Raw genomic sequence first — 26,869 nt, 5'->3', positions numbered from 1 at the left:
AGCAGGGGGTGCGGGATGGACGACAGCGGCAACCTCGCCGGTGCCTACAGCGACGACAGCGTGCTCTTCCGGGTGCTCCGGCACCTCGGCTGGGAGCTGAGCCGCCGACCGCCCCCCCCACGTGCACGAGCCGCTGGGCCCTGAGGCTCGGCAACTGCCCCGGACAGCGCAGGGCCCCGGAACCGGCGCAGGGGTCCCGGGGCCCGGTCAAGGGGTGGGCCCGCTGGGCCCGCCCGACGCGGTGCGCGCTGTCAGACGCGGCGCAGCACGGCCACCACCTTGCCGAGGATGGTCGCATCGTCGCCGGGGATAGGCTCGTAGGACGCGTTGTGCGGCAGAAGCCAGACATGGCCGTCCTCGCGCTTGAAGCGCTTGACGGTGGCCTCGCCGTCGAGCATCGCGGCCACGATGTCGCCGTTCTCTGCGACCGGCTGACGGCGCACCGTGACCCAGTCGCCGTCGCAGATCGCGGCCTCGATCATCGAGTCACCGACGACCTTGAGGACGAACAGCTCACCGTCGCCGACAAGCTGGCGGGGGAGAGGGAAGACGTCTTCGACGGATTCCTCGGCGAGGATCGGGCCACCGGCCGCGATCCGGCCGACCAGCGGCACGTAGGACGCGGCGGGCTTGCCCGCGGTGTCCGTGGGCTGCACCGAGGCGGCCTGGTCGGAACCGCGCACCTCGTATGCGCGCGGGCGGTGCGGGTCGCGGCGCAGGAAGCCCTTGCGCTCCAGTGCCATCAGCTGGTGGGCGACGGAGGACGTGCTGGAAAGGCCGACGGCCTGACCGATCTCGCGCATCGACGGCGGGTAGCCCCGTCGCTGCACGGAGTCCCTGATGACCTCGATCACCCGGCGCTGGCGGTCGGTGAGTCCGGAACTGTCCGCCCGGATGCCGGGAGGTCGGCCCGGCAGGGAGCGCTTTTGCCCCTCAGGGTTCGTGGCTTCGTTCATCGCATGCACCGGCTCCAGTCGGCCCTGGGAGCGGTCCTGGGCAGCGATGGCGGCACTGTCTGCGGTGGTGGTCACGTCGGCCCCTCTCGATGGTCTCCCTGCTGGACAACGGTAGTTGCTTTCGAAAGGTTGCGCCAAACACACGTTCGAGTGAAAAAACGCGAATCACCGGACGCGATCATGTGTCCGGGTGTATTGGCGGCCGAACCACCTGGCGGGCAAAAGGGCCCATTGCTGTACTCTTCACCGCCGGGGTGATCGCCTCGTGGACTGTGCCCCAGTCTGCCATCCGGCATTCCCTCACCCGGGGACCAGCCCTCATCTGTGCGGGAGTCCCACGTCCCCTCCTCGCGGCGCCCACGGTATCTCCGCATGTGTCGCGGCGATACGGCCGTGCAGGAACGGATGTGGCCGCGCCCCTGGCGAAGCCGCCGACGGCGGCGCCTTCGAGGTGAACGGGCCCGTGCGGCAGGGGTTGACGGCGTCACCTGCGCCAACGCGCGCGACACGCGAGATGGGTGTGGATGTATGAGCCAATCCCCACATCTAGTGGTTGGATTGCATCAGCAGCCCAGAAGTTGTGGTCCCCCCGGTCTCGAGGCTCATGGTCATCGCCTATGCTTGGGGCTGCTTCGTGGGGCGCAAGATGCCCGGCGAGGCTATTGAGTCTGCTGTGAGGAGGGTTGGGAATTCATGCACTGCCCCTTCTGCAGGCACCCCGACAGTCGTGTCGTGGACAGTCGTACGACCGATGACGGCACATCGATCCGCAGGCGCCGCCAGTGCCCTGACTGCTCCCGTCGTTTCACGACCGTGGAGACGTGCTCGCTCATGGTGGTGAAGCGGTCCGGAGTCACCGAGCCCTTCAGCCGTACGAAGATCATCAATGGTGTGCGCAAGGCGTGCCAGGGGCGACCTGTCACCGAGGATGCGCTCGCCCAGCTCGGCCAGCGGGTCGAGGAGGCGGTGCGAGCCACCGGAAGCGCCGAGCTGACCACCCATGACGTGGGGCTGGCCATACTCGGTCCGTTGCAGGAACTCGATCTCGTCGCCTACCTGCGGTTCGCCTCCGTCTACCGGGCGTTCGACTCGCTCGACGACTTCGAGGCGGCCATCGAAGAACTCAGGGCGCAGACGGGACACACCGATACCGACGATCCGGACCGCGAAGACGCGGCTGCGGGGAGCCAGGAAGACGACCGCGGGCCCGGAGGGACGAAGCAGGTCCCCGAGCCCGCAGGCGCCGCCGACTGACCGGCGGGCCGGACCCGGAAGCCAGCTCCGGGCCCGGCCGGGCGGCGGCGTGAGAAGACCTGTTGCGGGCGTGTGAGTGGGTGCCCGCAACACCAGACAGAACATCGTGCACCGGGAACAACGGGGCACTTCAGGGCGTTTTCGCCCGTACAGGGAGGCGGCATGACAGAGACGGCGAGCGGTCCGGCACGGAGTTCCCGCGCCAAGAGCCCCAAGGCGAGCAAGGGCCTGCGTGTCGAGCGCATCCACACCACCCCTGGGGTCCACCCCTACGACGAGGTGGCCTGGGAGCGTCGTGACGTCGTCATGACCAACTGGCGCGACGGCTCGGTCAACTTCGAGCAGCGCGGCGTCGAGTTCCCCGACTTCTGGTCGGTGAACGCGGTCAACATCGTCACCAGCAAGTACTTCCGCGGTGCCGTGGGCACCCCGCAGCGTGAGACCAGCCTGAAGCAGCTGATCGACCGCATCGTGAAGACGTACCGGAAGGCCGGGGAGGACCACAAGTACTTCGCCTCGCCCGCCGACGCCGAGATCTTCGAGCACGAGCTGGCGTACGCCCTCCTGCACCAGATCTTCAGCTTCAACAGCCCTGTCTGGTTCAACGTCGGCACCAAGCAGCCCCAGCAGGTCTCCGCCTGCTTCATCCTGTCCGTCGACGACTCCATGGAGTCGATCCTCGACTGGTACAAGGAAGAGGGCATGATCTTCAAGGGCGGCTCCGGCGCCGGCCTGAACCTCTCCCGGATCCGCTCCTCCAAGGAGCTTCTGTCCTCGGGCGGCAACGCCTCCGGCCCGGTCTCCTTCATGCGTGGCGCCGACGCCTCCGCAGGAACGATCAAGTCCGGTGGTGCCACCCGCCGCGCCGCCAAGATGGTCGTCCTCGATGTGGACCACCCGGACATCGAGGACTTCATCGAGACCAAGGTCAAGGAAGAAGAGAAGATCCGCGTCCTGCGCGACGCCGGCTACGACATGGACCTGGGCGGCGACGACATCACGTCCGTCCAGTACCAGAACGCCAACAACTCGGTCCGTGTCAACGACGAGTTCATGAAGGCGGTCGACCAGGGCGGCCAGTTCGGGCTGCGCGGCCGGATGAGCGGCGAGGTCATCGAAGAGGTCGACGCCAAGGCACTCTTCCGCAAGATCGCCGAGGCGGCCTGGGCCTGCGCCGACCCCGGCATCCAGTACGACGACACCATCAACACGTGGCACACCTGCCCCGAGTCCGGCCGGATCACCGCGTCGAACCCGTGCAGCGAGTACATGCACCTGGACAACACGTCCTGCAACCTGGCCTCGCTGAACCTGATGAAGTTCCTGAAGGACGACAGCAAGGGCAACCAGTCCTTCGAGGCCGAGCGCTTCCAGAAGGTCGTCGAGCTGGTCATCACCGCGATGGACATCTCGATCTGCTTCGCGGACTTCCCGACGCAGAAGATCGGCGAGAACACGCGCGCGTTCCGCCAGCTCGGCATCGGTTACGCCAACCTCGGCGCCCTGCTGATGGCCACCGGTCACGCCTACGACTCCGACGGCGGCCGCGCCCTCGCCGGCGCCATCACCTCCCTGATGACGGGCACGGCGTACCGGCGCTCCGCCGAACTCGCCTCGGTCGTCGGCCCGTACGACGGGTACGCCCGCAACGCCGACGCCCACAAGCGCGTCATGAAGCAGCACTCGGACGCCAACGACAAGGCCGTCCGCATGGACGACCTGGACACCCCGGTGTGGGCCGCCGCCAGCGAGGCCTGGGGCGATGTCCTGCGCCTCGGTGAGAAGAACGGTTTCCGTAACTCACAGGCGTCCGTGCTCGCCCCGACCGGCACCATCGGCCTGGCGATGTCCTGCGACACCACCGGCGTCGAGCCCGACCTCGCGCTGGTCAAGTTCAAGAAGCTGGTCGGCGGCGGCTCGATGCAGATCGTCAACGGCACCGTCCCGCAGGCCCTGCGCCGCCTGGGCTACCTGGAAGAGCAGATCGAGGCGATCGTCGCCCACATCGCCGACCACGGCAACGTGATCGACGCCCCCGGTCTCAAGCCCGAGCACTACGAGGTGTTCGACTGCGCCATGGGCGAGCGGGCCATCTCCCCGATGGGCCACGTCCGCATGATGGCCGCGATCCAGCCGTGGATCTCCGGCGCCATCTCCAAGACGGTCAACATGCCGGAGTCGGCGACCGTCGAGGAGGTCGAGGAGATCTACTTCGAGGCCTGGAAGCTCGGCGTCAAGGCGCTCGCGATCTACCGCGACAACTGCAAGGTCGGCCAGCCGCTCTCCGCCAAGACCAAGGAGAAGGAGAAGGCGGAGATCACCGAGAAGGCCGAGGAGACGATCCGTACCGCGGTCGAGAAGGTCGTCGAGTACCGCCCGGTCCGCAAGCGTCTGCCGAAGGGACGTCCCGGCATCACCACGTCCTTCACCGTCGGCGGTGCCGAGGGCTACATGACCGCCAACTCCTACCCGGACGACGGTCTCGGTGAGGTCTTCCTCAAGATGTCCAAGCAGGGCTCGACCCTCGCGGGCATGATGGACGCCTTCTCCATCGCCGTCTCCGTCGGCCTCCAGTACGGCGTGCCGCTGGAGACGTACGTCTCGAAGTTCACCAACATGCGCTTCGAGCCGGCCGGCATGACGGACGACCCGGACGTGCGGATGGCGCAGTCGATCGTCGACTACATCTTCCGCCGCCTGGCGCTGGACTTCCTGCCCTTCGAGACGCGCTCCGCGCTCGGCATCCACTCCGCCGAGGAGCGTCAGCGCCACCTCGAGACCGGTTCGTACGAGCCGAGCGACGACGAGGTCGACGTCGAGGGCCTGGCCCAGTCGGCGCCGCGCGCCCAGGAGCTGAAGGCCGTTTCGGCTCCGAAGGCCGAGGAGGCGGTCAAGCCCGCCCCGCAGCAGGCCCACACCAGTGCCGAACTGGTGGAGATGCAGCTGGGCATTCAGGCAGACGCCCCGCTGTGCTTCTCCTGCGGTACGAAGATGCAGCGTGCCGGTTCCTGCTACATCTGCGAGGGCTGCGGCTCGACCAGCGGCTGCAGCTGACGCCGAGCACCTGAGCCGATGACGGAGGGGCACCGCCTGCGGGCGGTGCCCCTCCTGTCGTAGGTGCCTCGTCGGTGGCGACGTCAGGGACGGTGTGCAGAGCCCATCGTCGCGGTGAAGTCGACGGGGTCGCCCTCGAAACCACGGAGGCCGGCGCGGAAGTCCCACGGCCCCGAGCCGTCCCTGGCGAACTCCGCGACCGTCGCCGCGGTCGCACCCAGGACACCGCCGAAGTCGTCCTCCGTGAGGACGGTGTACCCCTCGCGGATACGCAGTCCGGGGTTGCGCACACTGACGAAAGTGCGCTCTGCCGGACGCTGCTGGATGACGACACCGACGACTACGCGCGCGTACCGGACGTCGAGCCGGTCCAGTTCCAGCGTCATGACTTCGTCGTAGCCGAAGCCCTGGCCGTCCTTGCTGTCCCGATTGAGAGTGATGGTGCCGTCCGGGGAGCGGCTGTCGAAGTGCACCACGTATGCGGGATCGCCGTGCGGAGCGTCCGCCAGGTAGGTCGCAGCGACCAGGTCCAGGTCGGTGGACGGCTGTCCCGCCGGGCTGGGATCCCACCGCACCGCGATCTCGACCTTGCGAAGCCCCTTGTTGAGCCCGTCCACCAGAGTCCCCTTCCCCGTACCGACCCGTCCGCCGGCCCAACTGCCGGGCGCGCATGACTGTTTGTCCATCCTGCCACGCGCGCGGGCGCGTGCGGGGAGGAGCGGTCCAGCCGAGAGTGACCGACGCCACGCTCCGTGGCCTTACCATGGCGCGGTGCTGGTCAAGTGGATTCGCTGCACCGTGGTGGACCGCCGCGGTTTCGAGCGGGGGCAGCGGAAGTGGGCGGGGCTTCTGGGGGAGCCGGGGTTTCGCGGGCAGGGGGGTGGCTGGAGCCGGGGGCGGCCGGACGTGGCGCACATTTTCGCGTTCTGGGAGAGCCGTGCCTTCTACGACTCCTTCATGGCACGGTCCCACGACCGGCTCGCATCGTCCCAGGCGGGCACGTTCAAGGACGCCCAGGTCAGACTCTTCGACTACCGCTTCGACGTGAAGACCGGCTTCGAGCCGCGGTTCACGGACGCCGACCTGCTCCGGGTGGCGCTCTGCCGTATTCACGAGGCGCGGGCCGAGCACTTCGTGCTGATGCAGGAGAAGGTCTGGAACCCGGCGATGGCCGGCTCGCCCGGCATGGTGCGCGGGCTGTTCGGCGAGGCACCCGGGAACGAGTTCATGGTGCTGTCGATGTGGCGCTCGGCCGCCGAGCACGGCAAGTACCGCACGGAACGCGTGGAGCGGCTCGCCCTGAGGGCCCAGACGGAGGCGGACGTGGCGGCGCTCACCGGGGACGTCGTGGACATGGAGTCGAGCTGGACGGTGTGATTCCGGGCGGTGTGTGTCTCCAGGCGGTGCTTGCGAGCGGTGTGTGGTTCCTTGCGGCGTCGGCGGGTGTAACCGGATGGCATGACTCCGGGGGCGCGACATCGGGGGTGCCACTCCCGGCGTGTGACTCCGAGAGCCGGAGGGCGTCGTTCCGGTCGGACAAGCGTGCGAGCGGAGTGATCTGCGGGGCAGGAATCGTGTGACCTACGCTGTATGGGCGCGGTGTGAGTCCTCCACGGGCCCTCACCCGATCTAGGGTCTTGGCATGGCACGACCACGGCGCATCGTCCTTGTCCGGCACGGCGAGTCAACGGGCAATGTTGATGACTCCGTCTACGAGCGTGAACCCGACCACGCCCTGGCACTGACCGGGCGCGGCAGACGGCAGGCGGAGGCGACGGGCGAGCAGCTGCGCGAGCTCTTCGGCGACGAGCGCGTCAGCGTCTACGTCTCCCCGTACCGCCGTACGCACGAGACGTTGCGCGCGTTCCACCTGGACACCGGTCTCATACGGGTGCGCGAGGAACCCAGGCTGCGCGAGCAGGACTGGGGCAACTGGCAGGACCGGGACGAGGTCCGCCTTCAGAAGGCCTACCGGGACGCGTACGGCCACTTCTTCTACCGCTTCGCCCAGGGCGAGTCCGGTGCCGACGTCTACGACCGGGTCGGGGGCTTCCTGGAGAGCCTCTTCCGCAGCTTCGAGGACCCGGACCACCCGCCGAACGTCCTCATCGTCACGCACGGCCTGGCTATGCGGCTGTTCTGCATGCGGTGGTTCCACTGGACCGTCGCGGAGTTCGAGTCGCTGTCGAACCCGGGGAACGGCGAGGTGCGGATGCTCGTTCTGGGGGACGACGGCAAGTACACGCTCGACCGGCCCTTCGACCGCTGGCGAGACCCCGAGCCGTACGAGATCACCGGATAGAGTGGCAGGGCGATGACCGCTGATTACTCCCCCGACGCGCGCCTGGACCGCGCCCTGGCCTGCCTGCGCGGACTGTCCGTCGGGGACGCCCTGGGTTCCCAGTACTTCGTGCCGGTGAACTACCCGCTGCTGAAGCGCCGCGAGGTGCCGTCCGGGACGTGGCAGTGGACGGACGACACGGAGATGGCCGGCTCGGTCGTCGCCGTCCTGGCCGCCCACCACCGCATCGACCAGGACGCCCTGGCCCTCTCCTTCGCCGAGCACCACGACTTCGACCGAGGGTACGGTCCCGCCGTCAATCGCCTCTTGCGCCTCGTCCGGGAGGGCGGCGACTGGCGGGAACTCGCCGCCGCGCTCTTCAAGGGACAGGGTTCGTGGGGCAACGGCGCGGCGATGCGGATCGCCCCGCTGGGCGCCTGGTACGCCGGAGACCCTGAGCAGGCGACGCATCAGGCGGAGATCTCGGCCTACACCACCCATCAGCACCGCGAGGCGGTCGTCGGGGCCATGGCCGTCGCCGCGGCGGCCGCGTTCGCCGCCGCGCCCGACGGACCGCCCGGCGCCGAAGCGCTCCTCGACGGGGTCATCGATCTGGTGCCGAAGAGCGCCGTGGGCGCGGGACTCCGCAGGGCCCGGGACATGCTCGACTATGACGACCCGGGCACGGTCGCGGCGGTGCTGGGGTGCGGGCGGCGTACGACCGCCCACGACACGGTGCCCTTCGCCCTCTGGTCGGCCGCGAGAAGCCTCGGCGACTACGAGCGGGCGTTCTGGACGACTGCCCAGGTGGGCGGGGACGTCGACACCACGTGCGCCATCGTCGGCGGCGTGGTCGCCTCGGGGAAGGCGGGGACGCCGCCCGCCGACTGGGTCGAGCGGACGGAGCCGCTTCCGGACTGGGTGCCCCTGTCGGCCTGAGTGTCAGGACTCTCACCCATCGGAAACTCTCCGTATATCTCGGGAACTCTCCGTAACCGCCCGCCCGTTGTTCCGATATCCGCTGTGCGGGCCGTCGAGGCGCGTGTGCGCCGGACACCCGGTGAGCGCGAAGGAGGGCGGACACCCGGGTGAGCGCGAAGGAGGGGGCGCCATGGAGTTTCTGTTCGCGGCTTGGATCCGTTGGTGGGACGCTGTCGCGCCTCGTGTGCAAGGCATGCGGTTGGCCACGCTGCCGGCCTTGTCCTCCGTTCCCAACATGCAGCCCGGGCATCCGCAGCTGATCGTGAACCAGCTCGACGTCCGTCGGCGAACTTGTGTCGTGTCCGCCGACGGGCCGCCGGGGCCGGTTCGTGACGCCCTGGAATCAGCCGAGGCCCGGTCCGGCGGAGCCGGAGAGCGCCTCCAGGTCGCTCTTGCGGACCCGGATCACCAGCCAGGCCGTGGCCAGAGCGAGGACGGCCATCGCGGCGGCCGGGATGAAGGCCGTCGAGATGCCCTGCGCCAGCACCTCGTGCCCCCACGGCGCGGGCAGTTGCTGCGTCCTGGCGAACTCCGCCTTCTGCTCCGCGGATCCGTCGGCCATGAACTTCGGAAGCTGCTTCTCCGCCTCGTCCTTGGTCGCCGTGCCGAAGACCGTCGTCAAGATGGAAAGGCCCAGCGATCCGCCCACCTGCTGTGTCGTGTTGAGCAGCCCGGACGCCGCACCCGCCTCGTGCGGGGCGACACCGGAGACGGCGGTGAGCGTCAGCGTCACGAAATTCAGCCCCATGCCGAAGCCGAACACCAGCATCGGGCCCAGAACCCCGCCGGCGTACGAGCTGTCGGAGCTGATGAGCGCCTGCCAGGCCAGTCCGGTCATCGCGAGCGCCGAGCCCACCAGCATGAAGGGCTTGGGGCCCAGCACCGGCAGGAACCGCTGCGACAGGCCCGCGCCGAGTGCGATCACGACCGTCACGGGCAGGAAGGCGAGCCCTGCCTCGATCGGGCTGTACCCGAGCACGTTCTGCACGAACAGGACGATGTAGAAGAACATGCCGAACATCGCCGCGGCCAGGCTCAGCATGATCACGTACGTGCCCGAGCGGTTGCGGTCGGCGAACATCCGCAGCGGGGTGATCGGCTCCTTGGCCCGGGACTCGATGATTGCGAAGGCCAGCAGCAGCACCACGGCGGCAGCGAAGGACCCGATGGTGAAACCGTCCCGCCATCCCTCGTCCGCGGAGCGGATGAAGCCGTAGACGAGCAATGCCATGCCCGCGGTCGAGGTCACCGCGCCCGCGACGTCGAAGCGGCCGGTGTGCCGTTCGGACTCGCTGATGTAGAGCGGGGTGAGCACGGCTATCAGTACGCCGATCGGCACGTTCACGAAGAGCACCCAGCGCCAGTCGAGCCACTCGGTGAGCATGCCGCCCGCGAGCAGACCGATGGCACCACCACCGGCGGAGACCGCGGCGAAGACGCCGAAAGCCCGGTTGCGCTCCGGACCCTCGGGGAACGTGGTGGTGATGAGCGCCAGCGAGGTGGGCGAGGCGATCGCGCCGCCCACCCCCTGCAGGACCCGGGCGGCCAGCAGCTGCCAGGGCTCCTGGGCCAGCCCGCCGAGCAGCGAGGCGAAGGTGAACAGCAGGATGCCGGTCATGAAGACCCGGCGCCGTCCGAGGATGTCACCGGCGCGGCCGCCGAGAAGCAGCAGGCCGCCGAAGGTGAGTGTGTAGGAGCTGACGACCCACGTGAGGTCGGTGGTGCTGAACTCGAGCGCGTCTTGAATGTGCGGGAGCGCGATGTTCACAATCGTCGCGTCGAGTACCACCATGAGCTGGCAGGCCGCGATGACGGTGAGCGCGATACCGGGGCGTCCCTCCCGGCGTGCCGCGCCTGGCTTGTGATCTTGGAGCAATGGAGAGGTGGTCACTATGGGTCCCCCACGAGTGCTTTAGTGAACGCTGGCGTTCACTGCCGCGTCAACGGTAGTGAATCCCCGACAGTGAACGCAAGCGTTCACTTACGACGTCGTCGTTCGGCACGTCCCCCTTGTGTGGCCGTCCGGCGCGTTCCCCATCCCCGAAAATGCCCGCTTCCTCTGCTCGTTGGAGAGAGTCAGATGGTTACCCCCAGCTGGGCGGATGCTCCCGCTCGGACGGCCGCTCGCCGCCGAGGCGCGGTACTCGAACGCGCCATCCTCGAAGCCGCCCTGGATCAGCTCAGCACCGTCGGCTGGAACGGCCTGACGATGGAGGGCGTCGCCGCCGGCGCGCAGACCGGCAAGGCCGCGGTCTATCGGCGTTGGCCGTCCAAGGAGGATCTTGTCGCCGACGCCTTGCGTGCCGGGCTGCCGCAGTTCGATGCGGTCCCGGACGAAGGGGGCGTGCGTGATGACCTCTTGGTGCTGTGCCTGCGAGCCCGTGACGCGATGTTCTCCCGTCCGGGTTCTGCACTTCGCTCGGTGATTCACGAGTGCGACACAGCGCAGGCCGAGCGCTTCCATGCCGTGATCTTCGAGGGGGTTGTGGAGCCCACCATGGAAATGTTGCGCGAGGTTGTCGACCGAGGTGTCAAGCGAGGCGAGGTGCGCCCCGAGGCTGTGAACGGTTATGTCTTCGACGCCATACCGGCGATGATGATGTATCGCTCCAAGATGTGCGGATGTGAATGGCAGGACCGCGAAGTCGAGGAGATGATCGACCAGTTGATGGTTCCGCTGTTGCGGCCGCACGGTTCCTGACGTCCCCGCCGATGGGGCTGTTGCTCCTGCGGGCCGGTGCGAGACCGTCGCGCTGAACGGTGCGCCGTGCTCGCGTCGAACGGTCGCCGCGCTCGTGTTGAAGGCTGCCCGACGGGAGCTCGCGAGGGTGGCGAGCTCGCCGTGACCGACCGGGGTGTCGCGGACGCTTCAGGGCGGCGTAATCTAGGTGCGCCATGCCGTACGAACCACCTACTCACACCGTCGAGCGCTCCCTTCGAGCCACGACCGGAGCGAAGATCGTTGCAGGTGTCGACGAGGTGGGGCGCGGCGCGTGGGCCGGTCCCGTCACCGTCTGCGCGGCGATCACCGGACTGCGCCGCCCGCCCGAGGGGCTCACGGACTCCAAGCTGCTCACCATCAAACGACGCACCGCCCTCGCCGAGGAACTGCGGACCTGGGTGACGTCGTACGCACTGGGGCACGCCTCTCCGGAGGAGATAGACACCCTGGGGATGACGGCCGCACTGCGGCTCGCGGCGGGGCGTGCGCTGGACGCACTGCCGGTCCGTCCCGACGCCGTCATCCTCGACGGCAAGCACGACTACCTCGGTACCCCTTGGCGGGTCCGTACGGTGATCAAGGGTGACCAGTCCTGCGTGGCGGTCGCAGCGGCCTCGGTGATCGCAAAAGTCCAGCGCGACAAAATGATGGCCGAACTGGGTATCGACCATGCAGACTTCGGTTTTGCGGACAACGCCGGGTATCCATCACCCGTGCACAAGGCCGCACTGGCGGAGCGGGGCCCCACCCCCTACCACCGCTTGTCGTGGGCGTATCTTGATGCGTTGCCCCAGTGGCGGCACCTCAAGAAGGCCCGCAGTTGGGCGGACGGAAGCGTTCCGGAGATCGAGGGTCAGCTCGGCTTCGATTTCTGACGGTTTCGTTCGCGCGCATGCGCCACCCGCCGAAGCGGGCCGTACTAGCGTTTGATAAATATCAACTCATGCCTCTCATTCCCGAGGAGCCTCAGATTCACGAGAGTGCCCAGGGTCCCCGCGTCACTCCGGCCAGCGGCCGAGTCGCGCCGACCCCCCGTCCCGTACCAGGCCCCCGTCCCGCGGCACCGTCGCGTCCCGGTCGCCCCGGCCCTCTCCGGCCGGCGCCGCCGGTGCAACGGACGCCGCGCGACGTGGCCGCCAAGCCCGCTCCGTCGGGCCCTGCCGCCGGTGCCGCCGCTCCGGTCACCCCGCAGATCCAGTTGATCCCGGCTTCCGTGGAGGGGGCGCTCGACGCCGCCGAGGAAGCCGTGGACCTGCTGCTGGACTCCGGTCGTGCGCCCGGTGACATCCTGGTGATCACGACCGGGGAGCAGCACCCGTGGGCCGCCCACGAGCTGTCCTTCGGTGAAACCGCCTACTGGGCCCAGCATGACGCGGGCGACGACGTCTTCTACACGGAGGCCACCATCGCGGAACGCGCCGCGTCGCGTCCGGTGGTCGTGGTCGCCGTCAACGGTGGTCCTGAGGCCGCGGCCGTGAGCGCCCTGTCCCTGGCACACTCCCGGGCCGGCGCCCTGCTGATCGTCTGTGGTGACCCGCAGCGGATCAACTCGGTGCTGGGCGCGGGCGTCTGAGCCGGGTGCCGTAGCGCCCGGCAGGGCGCTGGGGCGACTCCGGGCGCCGCTGCTGCGGTGCCGCACGGCGGGCGGTCCACCCCGCCCGGGCAAGGGGGAGACCGTGTCTGTGTGGTGGCCGAGCGCGGTCCGGGGTGCGCCCTCTGCGGCTGCGCCGGACGACTGTGCGTGCGGTTCGGGCAGAGCAGCATTCAAAGGGCTCGTTCATGCTGCCCGTCGTCGGGATCGCGGTGTGCCGGGCGGCAAAGTGCCGTTGATGCCGGGGCCGTGCGGAGCGGTCGGCCGGGACTCAGCGTGCCGCCGCCGCACGGCGCAGTACCTCGGAGGCGCCACCGGTGCGGGGTATGGGCGGCGGTGCCTCCGACGTGGCGAACGGCTCCGGTGCCGACGCCGAGTGAGGGCGACGTCCACCGCGGCCCTCGCCCAGGACTTGCCAGCCGTCACGGGTCAGCGTGATGTACGCCCCGCAGCGCAGCCCGTGCAGGGTGCAGGCGTCGCGCAGCCCCCACATCCACGCGCCGTCCTCCTCCGTCCAACGCGCGTCGCCCTCACGGCAGTAGAGCAGCACCGCGGTGCGTACCGGTGTCCGGCGGCGCAGATCGTGCGGAATGACCCGACGCAGTTGCGCGAGCAGCGCGTTGCGGAACATCCAGCCGTCGGCCGGAGCCGAACGGCGCACGAACGAGGCGCTCGCCCGCAGCCGCTCGTCCGGATCGAGCACGGCGACGACAGCGGTCGCCGGCTGCGGGTGGTGCCGGGCGTGCAGTCCGCTGACGATCTCGCGGGGGTTGCGCAGGAGAGGGATCCCGGCGGCGGCCCATTCCGCGGGTTCGAGCAGGCGGTTGGCGGAAGCGACGGACGTCGACGCCGCTGCCGAGGCCGGAGCGAATCCGAAGGTCACGGTCCTCCCTTCGGCTACGCGCCCACACTGCGGGCGGGGTCGGATTCTGGGAGCGCGCACCGCGGCAAAGCCCTACCGGAGCGGCGGGCGAGCCGTGCGGGAGCGGACCTCAATTCTTCCTGTCGAACTTGAATGCGGCAACGAGCAATTGCGGCAGCCGACCGTTATCAGATGATGCGCGGCTAATATCCCCACGGTGTGTGTCGCCGGACCGCCCATGGCGGTGTTCGAGCACGACACGTTCGTACGTCATGGCGGTGGGCTGCGTCCAGAGGTGTGCGCCGGGACAACCGCTCCGAACCAGCGCACGCCGTCAGCCCTGTACGGCCAGCACCAGCGGCAACACCCCCTGCGCGCCGGAGCGTCGGAGCATGCGGGCCGCGACCGCGAGGGTCCAGCCGGTCTCCGTGTAGTCGTCCACCAGGAGGACCGGGCCCTGGGCCCCGGCGAGAGCGGACGCGAGGGCGGGCGGCACGGCCAACGCTCCATCGAGCGCCTTCAGCCGCTGGGCGCTGTTGGTGCGGGAGCCCGGGTAGGCGTCGCCGGTGTACTCGACCGTGCCCAGCAGCGGCAGCCGGCCGATCTCCGCGATGTGCGCCGCCAGTGAGTTGATCAGCTGTGGTCGCGTACGCGAGGCGACGGTGACGACGCCGGCCGGGCGCGATCGGCCCTCCGGTGCGCCGGCGGCCCAGCCGTCGGGGCCCTTGGCCCAGTCGGCCAGGACGTCCACCACCGCCCTGGCCACGTCGTCGGGCACGGGGAGGTCGGGGGCCTGGGGCGCGAGCATGGGCCGCAGTCGGTTGCCCCACCCGATGTCCGACAGGCGTCCCAGCGCGCGTCCTGGCGCGGCCTGTTCGCCGGCGGGGATGCGTCCCTTGAGCTCCACTCCGATCGCCGGCAGCCCGGTGGGCCACATCCGCCGGGGCTCCACCTCGACACCTGCCCGGCCCAGGTCCACGCGTGCGGCGTCGAGCGCCTCCTCTGACGTGTCGGCGGTGAAGCGCGGACCGACGCAGTTGTCGCAGCGACCGCACGGCTTGGCCGCCTCGTCGTCGAGCTGGCGCTGCAGGAACTCCATGCGGCAATCCGTTGTCGACGTGTACGCGCGCATGGCCTGCTGCTCGGCCTCACGCTGACGTGCCACCCAGGCGTACCGCTCGGTGTCGTAGGCCCACGGTTGGCCGGTGGCGATCCAGCCGCCCTTGACCCGCTTGACCGCCCCGTCCACGTCGAGAACCTTGAGCATGGTCTCGAGACGGGAGCGGCGCAGCTCCACCAAGGGCTCCAGGGCCGGCAACGACAGAGGCTTCTCCGCGTGCGCGAGGAGGTCGAGCGTGCGACGTACCAGGTCTTCCGGGGGGAAGGCAAGCGACGCGAAGTACTTCCAGATCGCCTCGTCCTCCTGGCCCGGGAGCAGGAGTACCTCGGCATGCGCCACGCCGCGGCCCGCGCGGCCCACCTGCTGGTAGTAGGCGATGGGGGAGGAGGGGGAGCCCAGGTGCACCACGAAGCCCAGGTCGGGCTTGTCGAAGCCCATACCGAGCGCCGAGGTGGCGACCAGCGCCTTCACCTTGTTGCCGAGGAGATCCTCCTCGGCCTGCTGGCGATCGGCGTTCTCCGTCTTGCCCGTGTAAGACGAGACCGTGTGTCCGCGCTGCCGGAGGAAGGCGGTGACCTCTTCGGCGGCGGCCACGGTGAGGGTGTAGATGATTCCGGACCCCGGCAGCTCGTCGAGGTGCTCGGCGAGCCAGGCCATCCGGTGCGCGGAGTCCGGCAGGCGCAGCACGCTCAGGCTCAGGCTGTCCCGGTCCAGCGGGCCCCTCAGGACGAGTGCGTCCGAGCTGCCGCCGGTGCCCAGCTGTTCAGCCACGTCGGCGGTCACACGCGCATTGGCCGTGGCGGTGGTCGCGAGCACCGGCACACCGGGCGGGAGATCGGCGAGCATGGTGCGCAGCCTGCGGTAGTCCGGGCGGAAGTCGTGACCCCAGTCGGAGACGCAATGGGCCTCGTCCACCACCAGGAGCCCGGTTGCGGCCGCGAGCCGAGGGAGCACCTGGTCACGGAAGTCCGGGTTGTTGAGCCGTTCGGGACTCACCAGCAGGACGTCCACCTCGCCCGCGGCGATCTCTTCCTGAACGGCGTCCCACTCCTCCGTGTTGGAGGAGTTGATGGTCCGGGCGTGGATGCCGGCCCGAGCCGCCGCCTCGACCTGGTTCCGCATGAGCGCGAGAAGCGGGGACACGATCACTGTGGGGCCACTGCCCCGCGCCCGCAGCAGCGAGGTCGCCACGAAGTACACCGCGGACTTGCCCCAGCCCGTGCGCTGGACGACAAGGGCACGGCGTCTGTCGGCGACCAGCGCCTCGATCGCCAGCCACTGGTCCTCGCGCAGCCGGGCCTCTCCTGAGACGTCCCCGACGAGACGGGTGAGGACGGCGTCGGCGGCCGCCCGGAGTTCCGCGTTGCTCGTGTGCTCCATACGTTCCATACAACAGGACGGCACTGACATCCGGAGCCGCGCACCGAGACCTGTGGACGCAACGGCTGCGGATGACGCGTCCCTGATCAGACTTATCCACAGGCCCAAGCGGAGGTTCGGGTTCCGCGAGATCGTCTTCGCATGACGAACCACAGCGAAACGACCGGATCCCCTGAGAACGGTGACATCACCGGGCCCGAGACGCAGAGCGGGCACAAGAGCAGCAAGCAGGAGAAGAAGGGGAACGACCCGTCCGGGCCGCACACCACCAGCCCGCCCTACGCCAGTCATGGAGGCGAGCACCAGGTCACCCTGCGCACGCCGGCCGAGCTGGCCGACGCCCTGCCGTACCTGCTCGGATACCGCCCCGAGGACAGCATCGTCCTGGTCGCGCTCCACGACAGCGACGGACGCGGGCGGTTCGGAGGCCGGGCCCGGCTCGGTATTCCCGCGAACGCGGACGACTGGCCGTCAGCAGCCCGGCAGCTGTCCCACGGCCTCGTGACGGGCAGCGAGCGCCGAGGGGCCCGGCCCGAGTCGATGGTCGCCTTCCTGTGCCAGGAACCGGAGAAGGGACAGACCGGCCGCCAGGTGATGGAGCGGCTGCGGCCCCTGGCCCAGAGGCTGCGCATCGAGTGCGGTTCCCTGGACGTGGTGGTCGTCGAGGCACTGTGCATCTCGGAGGGCCGCTACTGGTCGTACTGCTGTGACAACGAGGCATGTTGCTCCTCCGAGGGCGCCCCCATGGGCCTCCCCGGCACCTCAGTGCTGGCCGCAGCCGCCACCTACGCAGGCATCCAGGTGCGCGGCACGCTGAAGGAGCTCCGGGCCCGGTTGCTGCCCTGGGAGAACGCCGCGGCCCTCGAGCAGGAGGCCGCCCTGGACACCGCCAGCATGGCGCTGGTGCCGAAGATCCTGGACGACGCGGGCCGCGTTGCCGTGGCCGACGAGACGCTGGAGCTGGCGGGCAGGATCCTGGACCGCTTCGCCGAGGCACAGCCGGTTTCCGGCGTGCTCCTGGCGGATCTGCGCGACGACGAACTGCTCGGCTACGACGAGGCCGCCCGGCTGATCCTGGGCCTCCAGGACCGAGCGACCCGCGACCGCGCGGCCGCGTGGATGGAGGGCGACGAAGCCGCACGCGCCCTTCGCCTTTGGCGGACCCTGGCCCGCCGGTGTGTCGGGCCCTACGCTGAACACGCCGCTGCGCCGCTCACCCTCGCCGGCTGGGTCGCCTGGTCGGCCGGCGACGAACTGGAGGCCCGCGAAGCCCTCGCCATGGCCTTGGGTGCCGATCCCGACTACCTCTTCGCCCGCCTTCTGCACCAGGCCTGCAACGAAGGCCTCGACCCGGAGTCGATCCGCAGGTGCCTTCGGGCGGAGCGGGAAGACCGTGGACGCGCGGCCGCCGACCTGGAAACGTCGGCGGACAATGCCGAGTCCGCCGGGCACGACACCACCGAGGCGACCGACATCGAACCCCACAGCATTCCTTCACAAGCAAGGGCGCCTCGGCTCGGACCATTCGGCAACTCCTCACCGGCAGCCCCGCCGCCCGAGTCCGAGCCGCACGGAAAGTCCTCTCGATCGGCGGCGCCGTCCCGCCGTCGTCGCCGCATTCGTCCGGCCGCCACCCCCGGCGCAGCATCCGGTGGTACCCGCGCGGACGACCGTGAGGGAGGAGCCCGCACCCCCGGCCGACGCCCGCCGGCGGGCACCACACACCCGGCTGGCAGCACAGGCTCTGCGGCCACCACACGCCCTGCGGCCACCACACGCCCCGCAGGCGCTACCGAATCCGGTGCTCGCCCAGGCCGTGCGACATCGGCGGGTACCGCCCGGCCCGGCAGTGTGCGAACGGGCGGCGCGCGTGCGCGTGCGGCGAAGAAGGCAGCCACGCCTGGCCGTCACGGGCGCGAGGAAGGCATGCAGTCCGGCCACGGCGTGAGCGGTGAGGAGTGAGCTTCCCGCGGGCGGCCCCAAGGCGCACGGGGCCGGGCCGTGGGCGTGACCCGGAGGACGCTCGCGGCGTTCACCTGAGTGGCGGAACGGCCGGACGGGCCGTGAGGCCGCACTGCCCCTGCTCCGTCGGAGCCCTCCGGCACCCGCGCCGAACCCGATCTTGGCGCACCGAGCGCAGAGGAAGCCGTCCCATGCACCAGCCGACTCCGCCCGCCGCCGACGACCGCCGCCCCCAGGGTGGACCCACACTGCCCCTCGGGTCGGGCCTCGGCCCGCCCGGGGCATGGGCACCGCGAGCGGGGGACCAGGCTGTTCCTCCCCAGCCAGCGGCACGTGTCGACGGTTACGGGCCGAGGTTCCCCGGCAACACGTCCTACCCCTCTGCGCCCCCCGGCGCCGACTGGCGTCCGCCCTCGTCGTCGGGCCCGGGCCGTTCGTCTCCACGGTGGTCGGGCCAGAGCCGTCGCCCTGGCACGGGTCCGGGATGCGGCCCAGCCTCATCGCCCTTCGCTCAAGGGCGGACACCGTCACCCCTTGGGCACTCATCCACACCCCCGCCCCGGGGCGCCACGATCCCCGGACTGCGCTGGTCCGCCGACCTGCCCCCCGCCCACACCGCGATGATCTGCGTCGCCCTTCCCGGCCTGGCCATCTCAACCGAGGAAGGGCAGCTGACCGGCCGGGGACTGGAGGGCTTCTACCGTGCCGGCCGCCGCGTGCTCTCCCGGTGCGAGATCCGCGTCGCCGGACGAGAGCCGCTCGCCGTACAGGCCCGCATGGCCTCGGCCGACCGCGCCCGGTTCGTGGGCACACTCCGCACATCACCGCAGACGGGCCCGGACCCTGACGTGATCGTGGAGCGTAACCGCTTCGCCGACGGCACGGAGCGGGTCACCCTGCACAGCGCGGCTCCGCGCACCCTGCGGCTGCCGGTCGAGATCGTCCTGGGCACTGACCTGGCCGACCTCGGCGCGATCGCCTCCGGCAGTGCGGGCCCCGACCTCCCCGCAAGTGTCCATGGCTCCGGCCTGCGCTGGTCCTGCGCCACCGGCAACGCCTCCGTCACGGCCGAACCGCCTCCCTCGGACGCCCTGGCCTCGGCAGGGCTGCTGCGGTGGGAGCTCGACCTGCCCCCGGGGGGCAGCAGAACCGTCGAACTGCGGGTGCGGCCGGACGGCGCGGGACCCCTCCGAGCCGTGGGACGAGCGGCGACCAGCCCGCTGGCCGCCGCATGTGCGGAGGGCGACGATCCGAGAGTCCCGGCCCTCCTGCGGACAAGCATCGAGGACCTCCAGGCCCTCCTCCTGCGTGACACCGCGCACCCCGCCGACACCCACCTCGCGGCCGGGGCACCCTGGCGCTGCGGTCTGGCTCCCGCCGACGCGCTGGCCGCCGCCCGAATGGTGCTGCCGCTGGGCACCGGCCTTGCCGCGGGAACGCTGCGGATCCTCGCACGGACCCAACTCACCGGGCCTGGACCGCAGTCGGGAATGATCCCCGGCCCCAGACGGGACGCCGGGCCGCACCTTCCGCCGCAGTGCACCGGCACAGAGGCCACGCTGCTCTTCCCCGCCCTGCTGGCAGAGGCCCGCCGCTGGGGCCTCCCCGACCAGGAAACGGAAGCGCTGCTGCCCGCTGCCGAGCGCTGCCTGACCTGGCTGCGAGACACCGTGGACGACGGCACCTACCTGCGCGACCCGAACCCGGGCGGGCCCGTCCGCTGCGAGACACAGGCCCACGCCCACCGTGCCGCGCTGCTCGGAGCCGACTTGCTAGACGCCTGTGGCCGGACGGGGGCAGCGGCGCTCCGGGAGTGGGCACAGACCTTGCGGACCGCCTTCCGGGAGCACTTCTGGGTCGAGGACCGGGGAGGCGGCCGGCCCGCGGCGGCACGTGCGCCGGACGGCAGTCCGGTGCCTCACCTGGGCGCCGCTGCCGTGCACCTCCTCGACACGGGCCTGCTGGGCGGAGGCGAGTTGGCGCCCGGACTGCTCGACAAGGTCCGGACCGAGCACCTCGCCCGACTGCTCGGCAGCCCCGTCATGGACTCGGGCTGGGGCCTGCGCGGACTGGGCTCGAAGGAAGCGGGATTCAATCCGTTCGGCCACCGTGCAGGAGCCGTACGGACCCAGGAGACGGCCCTCGCCGCCGCGGGACTCGCCGCCGCGGGCTATGAGAAGGAGGCCGGCTCACTGGTGCGCGGCGTGCTCGCGGCCGCCGAGACCTTTGCCTACCGGCTGCCCGAGATGTACGCGGGGGAGCAGCGCACGGAAGGAAGCGCTCCGCTCCCACACCCGGCAGCCTGCCGTCCTGCGGCCACCGCGGCGGCAGCCGGAATCATGCTGCTGACCACCCTCGTCGGCATCCGCCCCGATGCCCCGGCCGGCACGGTCACCCTGCGCCCCGTACGCAGCGCACCCCTCGGGGAGATCGGTTTCACGGGACTGCGCGTGGCGGGTGCCCGGTTCTCCGTGAGGGTCGGCCGGCTGGGCCTCGCCATGGTCGAGGAGGCGGCCGACGGACTGCAACTGGGGGTGTGACGTGCAGCGACGTGCCGTTTCACGACCAGGTGCGGGCAGCTGAGTCCATAAGCGGACCGAAGCGGATCACCAGGCGGACGGACCGGCGAAGGAGGTGTTTATCGTCAGGCAGACGACTATGATCGCCGCATGCCCTACGACCCGTCAGCGTTTCCGCCCTTCGCCGTCACCGTGGACCTGGTCGTGCTGACCGTGCGACGCCATGCCCTGTGTGCGCTGGCGGTGCGCAGGGGCGAACCGCCGTTCCAGGGACGGTGGGCGCTGCCCGGCGGCTTCGTACGGGCCGACGAAGACCTGGCGCAGGCCGCGGCGCGCGAGCTGGCCGAGGAGACAGGACTGCGCGTCCACGACCCGTCCGTCCCGGCTCAGGACAACGGCGCACACCTGGAGCAGCTCGCCACCTACGGAGATCCCAAGCGGGACCCCAGGATGCGGGTCGTCAGCGTCGCCCACCTCGCCCTCGCTCCCGATCTGCCCCCGCCCAGGGCGGGCGGAGACGCCAGCAACGCGCGCTGGGCCCCGGTCGAGGAACTGTTGCAGCAGGGCGGTTACGGGCGTGAGGCCGAGCCGGTCGCGCCGCTCGCCTTCGACCACGCGCAGATCTTGGCGGACGGAGTGGAGCGCGCCCGCTCCAAGATCGAGTACTCATCGCTGGCCACCGCCTTCTGCCCGCCCGAGTTCACCGTCGGGGAACTGCGCCGGGTCTATGAGGCGGTGTGGGGCGTTGCGCTCGACCCGCGCAACTTCCACCGCAAGGTCACGGGCACGCCCGGCTTCCTGGTTCCCACCGGTGGGACGACGACCCGCCAGGGGGGACGCCCGGCTCAGCTCTTCCGCGCCGGTGGCGCGACGCTGCTCAACCCCCCGATGCTGCGTCCCGAGGTGTGAGTGGTCGGCCGGGTGCGGGCGGCGCCCTGGCAGGGACTCGACCCGCCGACCACCCGGTCACGGGTGCAGGGCCTTCCCGAGGCGGACCTCGGTAAGGCCCTGGGTACCCGAAAAACCGGACATAGCGCGCTATCTTGCTGTGAGTGATCCAGGCCTTCGGACTGACCAGCAACCCCCGCAAAGAGCTTCCGCCCGCAGCCGACGACGTCTCGTTCGAGGCGCAGGCGGGCCGCATCACCGCGCTGCTCGGAGCGCCGGGCGCCGGCAAGACGACGGTTCTCAGACTGATGCTCGAACTCCAACCGGGTCGCGGCATCACTCTCTTCCGGGGGCGTCCACTGCACCGCATCGCCCACCCCTCGCGCGAGGTCGGCGTGTTGCTGGGCGACGTGCCCGGGCATCCCGCCCGCACGGTGCGAGGTCATCTGCGCATGCTGTGCGCAGCCGCGGGAGTTTCGGTTCGGCGTGCCGACGAAGTGCTCGAGGCGGTCGGGCTCGTGAGCCTGCGCGAGGAGCGCCTCGGCACCCTTTCCCGCGGCATGGACCGGCGCCTCGGCCTGGCCTGCGTCCTCCTGGCGGACCCGCACACCCTCGTCCTCGACGCCCCGTCCGACGGACTCTCCACCCGTGAGAGCGCCTGGCTGCACGGCATGTTGCGCGCCCACGCCGCCCAGGGCGGCACGGTCCTGTTCACCACGGCCGACCCCAAGGGAGCCGCGCGCACCGCCGATCGCGTCGTCACCCTGGAACAGGGCAGGCTCGTGGCCGACCAGGAGGCCGCGGAGTTCGCGCGTACCCGCCTCCGCCCCCGTGCCGCAGTGCGGAGTCCGCACGCGGCCCGTCTGGCGGTTCTCCTGGCCAAGCACGCCCGCACCTCGCAGCGCTCCGTCGAAGTCGTCCGAGAGGGCGGCAACCGCCTTTCGGTGTACGGCGGTACCTGCGCGGACATCGGTGAGATCGCGTTTCGCCACGGCATCGTCGTTCACCAACTCGCCGACGAGATCGGAGACATGGGGCCCGGTGCGGGTCTCGCTCACGCGAGCGGGCCGCGCGACCGAATCCTGGTCGAGCCGGTGCGCGTCACGGACACGCACGGGACGGCCCTCACGCCCAGGCCCGATGAGTCGCCATCGTCTGCCGGCCCGTCGAGGCCCTTCGCAACAGACGCCCCGACCCCCACAACCGAGCCGCACCCCGTGCTCGAGCAGGGATCCCTCTCCAACGCAAAGGAGCCGGTCACCAGCGAGCCGTCCTTGTCCTTCGGGCAACCGCAGCTGCCCGACGCCGAGCCGTATCAGGTCTTGGATCTCTCCCCGGCCGGCCGATCAGACGACGGCTCTCCGACAGCGACAGCGACCGCGCCGCCCCGGCCGCGGGCGCCGCATCCGACCGGCGCCCTCACCGCCCGCACGCCCGACGCGCTGCCGCCTCTGCCGCCCCCCATCTCCGTCCGTCCCGCCCCCAGCCCGCTCCGCCCGCTCCGGTACGAGATCCGCCGTGCCACCGGGATCGGCACCGGGTTCCTGACCGGGGCCGTCGTACTCGCCGTGTCCGCCGTGACCGCCGTGGTGCTCGCACGCATCGGGCACACCCCGCAGCCGCGCCTGCTGGCCGCGTGGCCGCAGGAGCTGCCCCTGCCGCCCGCGGCGCTCGGGGCGGGACTGCTCGGCGCGCTGGCATTCGGCGACGAGTTCCGCCACCCCGCCCTGGCCGCGGACCGGGGCACCGTGCCCCGCCGGCTGGGGCTCCTGGCCGCCAAACTGCTCGTCGCCTCGACCGCCGCGCTGGTGCTGGCCGTCCTCACCGTCGGCTGCGACGCCGAAGTGCTCTATCTCGTCTACGGACGGGAGCTCGCACAGGTTCCCGCAGACTGGGTCCCGCTCATGACGAGTTGGATCGGGCTCGTGGTCGGCTGCGCCTGGGCCGGTGTACTCGCCGCAGGTGTCTTCCGGTCCACCACGGCCGGGCTCGCCGCCGTGGCCGCCGTCCCCCTGCTCGTCGTACCCGTCGTGCACAGGCTCGTGAACGGACCGTCTGTGCGAACCGCGGCCGGACTCCCCGTGCGGCTGCGAGAGACGCTCCTGCCGCGGTGGCCCTTCGGGGGAGAGCGGTACCTGGAGGCCGCGCTCAAGGTGATGTCCCAACCCGTGGGCGGCGCATTGATGTTGTCGCTGACCGCGCTGCTCTGCGCCTATCTGCTCACCACCCTGCGCAGCAGATTCCGGTGACGACGGTCCGTAACCCTTGGTCCGGCCATGCGCACAACTCCCCGCAGAACGCCCATTTCTTTCCGATAAGGCGTCAATTGCGACGGGGTGAGCGATCACCCTTTCGTGTGCTTTTCACCAAAGACCTCAAGGGAGTTGGAAGCGGCGCCGACAAATGATGCGTGAGTACCCTTGCGCACACCATGATGACCGCCGCCCGCTCCGCCGACTCCGGCCTCGCGAGCCCGGGCGAACTCGACCGCTACCCGTACGCCGAGGCGCCCGCCGTCGACCGCGTCGGAATCCCTGCCTGGGACGGCGGAGACCCCGAGCTGGGCCGTGTGGGCCGCCGCGCCGCGGGCAGCCGCGGACGCGGGCTGCACGGCCAACTCGTTCAGCAGCTGGGTCAGATGATCGTCTCCGGCGATCTGGGCGCCGACCGGCCGCTGGTGCCCGAGGAGATCGGTCAGCGATTCGAGGTCTCCCGCACCGTCGTCCGCGAGTCGCTCCGCGTCCTGGAGGCCAAGGGTCTGGTGAGCGCCCGTCCGAACGTCGGCACGCGCGTGCGCCCCGTCAGTGACTGGAACCTCCTCGATCCGGACATCATCGAGTGGCGGGCCTTCGGGCCCCAGCGCGACAACCAGCGCCGTGAGCTGAGCGAGCTGCGGTGGACGATCGAACCGCTCGCCGCCCGCCTCGCCGCCGGGCACGGTCGCGAGGACGTCCAGCAGCGCCTCGCGGACATGGTCGAGATCATGGGGCACGCGATGGCTCAGGGCGATGCGCTCACGTTCTCCCGCGCCGACTCCGAGTTCCACTCGCTGCTCATCCAGGTCGCGGGCAACCGCATGCTGGAGCACCTGTCCGGCATCGTGTCCGCGGCCCTCCAGGTCTCGGGTGGCCCTGTCACGGGCTGTGACCGGCCGAACGAGACCTCCCTGGCGCACCACGGCCGCATCTGCGAAGCCCTCGCCGCCGGTGACGGAGCGGCGGCCGAGACGGCCATGCGTCAACTCCTCACGGTCCACCCCGAGGTGGAACGGGTGGTGCCCGCCCCGCGCGAGCACTGACCGCGTTCCGCGGGCGGCGCGGCCGGGTGTGCCACCCCCCTCCTGTGGCAGTGCCTGATCGGTGATCCGCCTCCCGTCGGACCCCGTGGGATCCTTGGATCCTGCGGGGTCCGACGGCGCGAAGGGGCCGATACCCGGTGGCGCGGTCGGGCCGATACCGTATGTGACCTGTTCTGTCCATGTTCGACCGTTTCTGTTCGCTTACGGGGTGTGACTCGGGCCACGCAGATTCGGCGTAACGCTCGCGGGAAGAACGCGATGACCTAAGAGGTGACAGCCGCGGAGGGAATACGGACGCCGTTCACGGCGCTGTGCATCTTCCCGGCCCCCGCCCGCGCCGTCGGCCCATCCCCAAGCCGGCGGTCGGCTCCTGTCCACACCGGACGGGGCCGGAAGCCGTTTTCCAACGTTCCGAGAGGTTGTTCGTGTCGGCCAGCACATCCCGTACGCTCCCGCCGGAGATCGCCGAGTCCGTCTCTGTCATGGCGCTCATTGAGCGGGGAAAGGCTGAGGGGCAGATCGCCGGCGATGACGTGCGTCGGGCCTTCGAAGCTGACCAGATTCCGGCCACTCAGTGGAAGAACGTACTGCGCAGCCTCAACCAGATCCTCGAGGAAGAGGGTGTGACGCTGATGGTCAGTGCCGCAGAGCCCAAGCGCACCCGAAAGAGCGTCGCAGCGAAGAGTCCCGCCAAGCGCACCGCCACCAAGACGGTCGCGGCCAAGGCGGTGACCACCCGGAAGGCCACCGCCACCGCCACGCCGGCGGCGCCCGCCGCCGAACCCGCCGTCGAGGAGGAGGCGACCGCCAAGAAGGCGGCCGCCAAGAAGACGACCGCCAAGAAGGCGGCCGCGAAGAAGACCGTCGCCAAGAAGACCGCGGCCAAGAAGACCGGCGCAAAGAAGGACGACGCCGAGATCCTCGAGGAGGAAGTGCTCGAGGAGGCAGCCCCCGGCAAGGCCGGCGAGGAGCCCGAGGCCACCCCCGAGAACGCGGGCTTCGTACTCTCCGACGAGGACGAGGACGACGCACCCGCCCAGCAGGTCGCCGCCGCCGGTGCCACCGCCGACCCGGTCAAGGACTACCTCAAGCAGATCGGCAAGGTCCCCCTGCTCAACGCCGAGCAGGAGGTCGAGCTCGCCAAGCGCATCGAGGCGGGTCTGTTCGCCGAGGACAAGCTGGCGAACGCCGACAAGCTGGCCCCGAAGCTCAAGCGCGAGCTGGAGATCATCGCCGAGGACGGCCGCCGCGCCAAGAACCACCTCCTGGAGGCCAACCTCCGTCTGGTGGTCTCCCTGGCCAAGCGCTACACCGGCCGCGGCATGCTGTTCCTGGACCTCATCCAGGAGGGCAACCTCGGTCTGATCCGTGCGGTCGAGAAGTTCGACTACACCAAGGGCTACAAGTTCTCCACGTACGCCACCTGGTGGATCCGTCAGGCGATCACCCGTGCCATGGCCGACCAGGCCCGCACCATCCGTATCCCGGTGCACATGGTCGAGGTCATCAACAAGCTCGCGCGCGTGCAGCGCCAGATGCTCCAGGACCTGGGCCGCGAGCCCACCCCGGAGGAGCTGGCCAAGGAACTCGACATGACCCCCGAGAAGGTCATCGAGGTCCAGAAGTACGGCCGCGAGCCGATCTCGCTGCACACCCCGCTCGGCGAGGACGGCGACAGCGAGTTCGGTGACCTCATCGAGGACTCCGAGGCGGTCGTCCCGGCCGACGCGGTCAGCTTCACGCTCCTGCAGGAGCAGCTGCACTCCGTCCTGGACACCCTGTCGGAGCGCGAGGCGGGCGTCGTCTCGATGCGCTTCGGCCTCACCGACGGTCAGCCGAAGACCCTCGACGAGATCGGCAAGGTCTACGGCGTCACGCGCGAGCGGATCCGTCAGATCGAGTCCAAGACCATGTCGAAGCTGCGCCACCCGTCCCGTTCCCAGGTGCTGCGCGACTACCTCGACTGAGTTAGGTCCCACTCGGCGCCCCTGACCTGCTGCT

The 26,869-nt window shown here is 70.4% G+C and carries 19 protein-coding genes; 14 read left to right on the top strand and 5 right to left on the bottom strand.

Annotated elements, in window-relative coordinates:
• Positions 1 to 251 precede the first annotated feature (251 nt).
• Complete coding sequence (gene lexA / locus ABT116_RS06900; protein WP_351628884.1) at positions 252 to 1,031, bottom strand: transcriptional repressor LexA; 780 nt, start codon at positions 1,029 to 1,031, stop codon at positions 252 to 254.
• 618 nt (positions 1,032 to 1,649) lie between these two features.
• On the opposite strand from lexA, the gene nrdR reads away from it, so the two are divergent.
• Entirely contained in the window at positions 1,650 to 2,210 is a 561-nt protein-coding gene (gene nrdR / locus ABT116_RS06895; RefSeq protein ID WP_351628881.1) for a transcriptional regulator NrdR, read from the top strand.
• A 162-nt stretch (positions 2,211 to 2,372) separates the two neighbouring features.
• Positions 2,373 to 5,264 (top strand): vitamin B12-dependent ribonucleotide reductase, encoded by a 2,892-nt coding sequence (locus ABT116_RS06890; protein WP_351628878.1) that lies wholly within the window; start codon positions 2,373 to 2,375, stop codon positions 5,262 to 5,264.
• Positions 5,265 to 5,347: 83 nt separating this feature from the next.
• Here ABT116_RS06890 and ABT116_RS06885 read toward each other — a convergent pair whose 3' ends face one another.
• Positions 5,348 to 5,881: a TerD family protein gene (locus ABT116_RS06885; protein WP_351628875.1), complete on the bottom strand. Its 534-nt coding sequence runs from the start codon at positions 5,879 to 5,881 to the stop codon at positions 5,348 to 5,350.
• Between the two features lie 154 nt (positions 5,882 to 6,035).
• Between ABT116_RS06885 and ABT116_RS06880 the strand changes: the two genes are divergently transcribed.
• The 3 genes from ABT116_RS06880 (at position 6,036) to ABT116_RS06870 (ending at position 8,484) form a co-directional block, all read left to right on the top strand.
• Positions 6,036 to 6,641, top strand: a complete 606-nt coding sequence (locus ABT116_RS06880) for a YdbC family protein (RefSeq protein ID WP_053671020.1) — start codon at positions 6,036 to 6,038, stop codon at positions 6,639 to 6,641.
• Positions 6,642 to 6,906: 265 nt separating this feature from the next.
• Positions 6,907 to 7,566 (top strand): histidine phosphatase family protein, encoded by a 660-nt coding sequence (locus ABT116_RS06875; RefSeq protein WP_351628872.1) that lies wholly within the window; start codon positions 6,907 to 6,909, stop codon positions 7,564 to 7,566.
• Between the two features lie 12 nt (positions 7,567 to 7,578).
• The gene (locus ABT116_RS06870) at positions 7,579 to 8,484 is read left to right on the top strand and encodes an ADP-ribosylglycohydrolase family protein (RefSeq protein WP_351628870.1); all 906 of its coding nucleotides are present in this window, start codon (positions 7,579 to 7,581) and stop codon (positions 8,482 to 8,484) included.
• A 385-nt stretch (positions 8,485 to 8,869) separates the two neighbouring features.
• On the opposite strand, the gene ABT116_RS06865 is transcribed toward ABT116_RS06870, so the two are convergent.
• Positions 8,870 to 10,417 (bottom strand): MFS transporter, encoded by a 1,548-nt coding sequence (locus tag ABT116_RS06865; protein ID WP_351628867.1) that lies wholly within the window; start codon positions 10,415 to 10,417, stop codon positions 8,870 to 8,872.
• Between the two features lie 189 nt (positions 10,418 to 10,606).
• On the opposite strand from ABT116_RS06865, the gene ABT116_RS06860 reads away from it, so the two are divergent.
• The 3 genes from ABT116_RS06860 (at position 10,607) to ABT116_RS06850 (ending at position 12,821) form a co-directional block, all read left to right on the top strand.
• The gene (locus ABT116_RS06860; RefSeq protein ID WP_351628865.1) at positions 10,607 to 11,227 is read left to right on the top strand and encodes a TetR/AcrR family transcriptional regulator; all 621 of its coding nucleotides are present in this window, start codon (positions 10,607 to 10,609) and stop codon (positions 11,225 to 11,227) included.
• A 194-nt stretch (positions 11,228 to 11,421) separates the two neighbouring features.
• A complete protein-coding gene (rnhB, locus tag ABT116_RS06855) occupies positions 11,422 to 12,123 on the top strand; it encodes a ribonuclease HII (protein WP_351628863.1) in 702 nt (233 codons plus the stop codon).
• A 68-nt stretch (positions 12,124 to 12,191) separates the two neighbouring features.
• The gene (locus ABT116_RS06850) at positions 12,192 to 12,821 is read left to right on the top strand and encodes a hypothetical protein (protein ID WP_351628862.1); all 630 of its coding nucleotides are present in this window, start codon (positions 12,192 to 12,194) and stop codon (positions 12,819 to 12,821) included.
• Positions 12,822 to 13,110: 289 nt separating this feature from the next.
• Here ABT116_RS06850 and ABT116_RS06845 read toward each other — a convergent pair whose 3' ends face one another.
• Together ABT116_RS06845 and ABT116_RS06840 are read right to left on the bottom strand one after the other, a co-directional pair.
• The gene (locus ABT116_RS06845; RefSeq protein ID WP_351628859.1) at positions 13,111 to 13,722 is read right to left on the bottom strand and encodes a hypothetical protein; all 612 of its coding nucleotides are present in this window, start codon (positions 13,720 to 13,722) and stop codon (positions 13,111 to 13,113) included.
• Positions 13,723 to 14,035: 313 nt separating this feature from the next.
• Complete coding sequence (locus ABT116_RS06840; protein ID WP_351628856.1) at positions 14,036 to 16,201, bottom strand: RecQ family ATP-dependent DNA helicase; 2,166 nt, start codon at positions 16,199 to 16,201, stop codon at positions 14,036 to 14,038.
• Between the two features lie 141 nt (positions 16,202 to 16,342).
• Here ABT116_RS06840 and ABT116_RS06835 point away from each other — a divergent pair, with 141 nt between their 5' ends.
• The 6 genes from ABT116_RS06835 to ABT116_RS06810 all read left to right on the top strand — a co-directional run bounded on the left by ABT116_RS06835 (position 16,343) and on the right by ABT116_RS06810 (position 26,835).
• Positions 16,343 to 18,163, top strand: coding sequence for a DUF4192 domain-containing protein (locus ABT116_RS06835; protein ID WP_351628854.1), 1,821 nt, complete (start codon positions 16,343 to 16,345; stop codon positions 18,161 to 18,163).
• Positions 18,164 to 18,783: 620 nt separating this feature from the next.
• The gene (locus ABT116_RS06830) at positions 18,784 to 20,703 is read left to right on the top strand and encodes a glycogen debranching N-terminal domain-containing protein (protein WP_351628852.1); all 1,920 of its coding nucleotides are present in this window, start codon (positions 18,784 to 18,786) and stop codon (positions 20,701 to 20,703) included.
• 129 nt (positions 20,704 to 20,832) lie between these two features.
• Positions 20,833 to 21,591: an NUDIX hydrolase gene (locus tag ABT116_RS06825; protein ID WP_053671009.1), complete on the top strand. Its 759-nt coding sequence runs from the start codon at positions 20,833 to 20,835 to the stop codon at positions 21,589 to 21,591.
• A gap of 143 nt (positions 21,592 to 21,734) precedes the next feature.
• The gene (locus ABT116_RS06820; RefSeq protein ID WP_351628850.1) at positions 21,735 to 23,819 is read left to right on the top strand and encodes an ABC transporter ATP-binding protein; all 2,085 of its coding nucleotides are present in this window, start codon (positions 21,735 to 21,737) and stop codon (positions 23,817 to 23,819) included.
• A 161-nt stretch (positions 23,820 to 23,980) separates the two neighbouring features.
• Complete coding sequence (locus ABT116_RS06815) at positions 23,981 to 24,868, top strand: FadR/GntR family transcriptional regulator (RefSeq protein ID WP_351628848.1); 888 nt, start codon at positions 23,981 to 23,983, stop codon at positions 24,866 to 24,868.
• A gap of 425 nt (positions 24,869 to 25,293) precedes the next feature.
• Entirely contained in the window at positions 25,294 to 26,835 is a 1,542-nt protein-coding gene (locus ABT116_RS06810; protein ID WP_351628846.1) for an RNA polymerase sigma factor, read from the top strand.
• Positions 26,836 to 26,869 lie beyond the last annotated feature (34 nt).

Source organism: Streptomyces sp. NPDC002130 (assembly GCF_040296465.1).
GTDB lineage: Bacteria > Actinomycetota > Actinomycetes > Streptomycetales > Streptomycetaceae > Streptomyces.
This window is presented reverse-complemented; position numbering and strand designations above follow the sequence as displayed.

What these genes read in the sequence shown, in the direction of transcription:
- ABT116_RS06890 (WP_351628878.1), top strand. Translation starts at nt 2,373, where the DNA reads ATGACAGAGACGGCGAGCGGTCCGGCACGGAGTTCCCGCGCCAAGAGC.
- ABT116_RS06870 (WP_351628870.1), top strand. Translation starts at nt 7,579, where the DNA reads ATGACCGCTGATTACTCCCCCGACGCGCGCCTGGACCGCGCCCTGGCC.
- ABT116_RS06850 (WP_351628862.1), top strand. Translation starts at nt 12,192, where the DNA reads ATGCCTCTCATTCCCGAGGAGCCTCAGATTCACGAGAGTGCCCAGGGT.
- ABT116_RS06825 (WP_053671009.1), top strand. Translation starts at nt 20,833, where the DNA reads ATGCCCTACGACCCGTCAGCGTTTCCGCCCTTCGCCGTCACCGTGGAC.
- ABT116_RS06835 (WP_351628854.1), top strand. Translation starts at nt 16,343, where the DNA reads ATGACGAACCACAGCGAAACGACCGGATCCCCTGAGAACGGTGACATC.
- nrdR (WP_351628881.1), top strand. Translation starts at nt 1,650, where the DNA reads ATGCACTGCCCCTTCTGCAGGCACCCCGACAGTCGTGTCGTGGACAGT.
- ABT116_RS06875 (WP_351628872.1), top strand. Translation starts at nt 6,907, where the DNA reads ATGGCACGACCACGGCGCATCGTCCTTGTCCGGCACGGCGAGTCAACG.
- ABT116_RS06840 (WP_351628856.1), bottom strand. Translation starts at nt 16,201, where the DNA reads ATGGAGCACACGAGCAACGCGGAACTCCGGGCGGCCGCCGACGCCGTC.
- rnhB (WP_351628863.1), top strand. Translation starts at nt 11,422, where the DNA reads ATGCCGTACGAACCACCTACTCACACCGTCGAGCGCTCCCTTCGAGCC.
- ABT116_RS06860 (WP_351628865.1), top strand. Translation starts at nt 10,607, where the DNA reads ATGGTTACCCCCAGCTGGGCGGATGCTCCCGCTCGGACGGCCGCTCGC.
- ABT116_RS06830 (WP_351628852.1), top strand. Translation starts at nt 18,784, where the DNA reads ATGATCTGCGTCGCCCTTCCCGGCCTGGCCATCTCAACCGAGGAAGGG.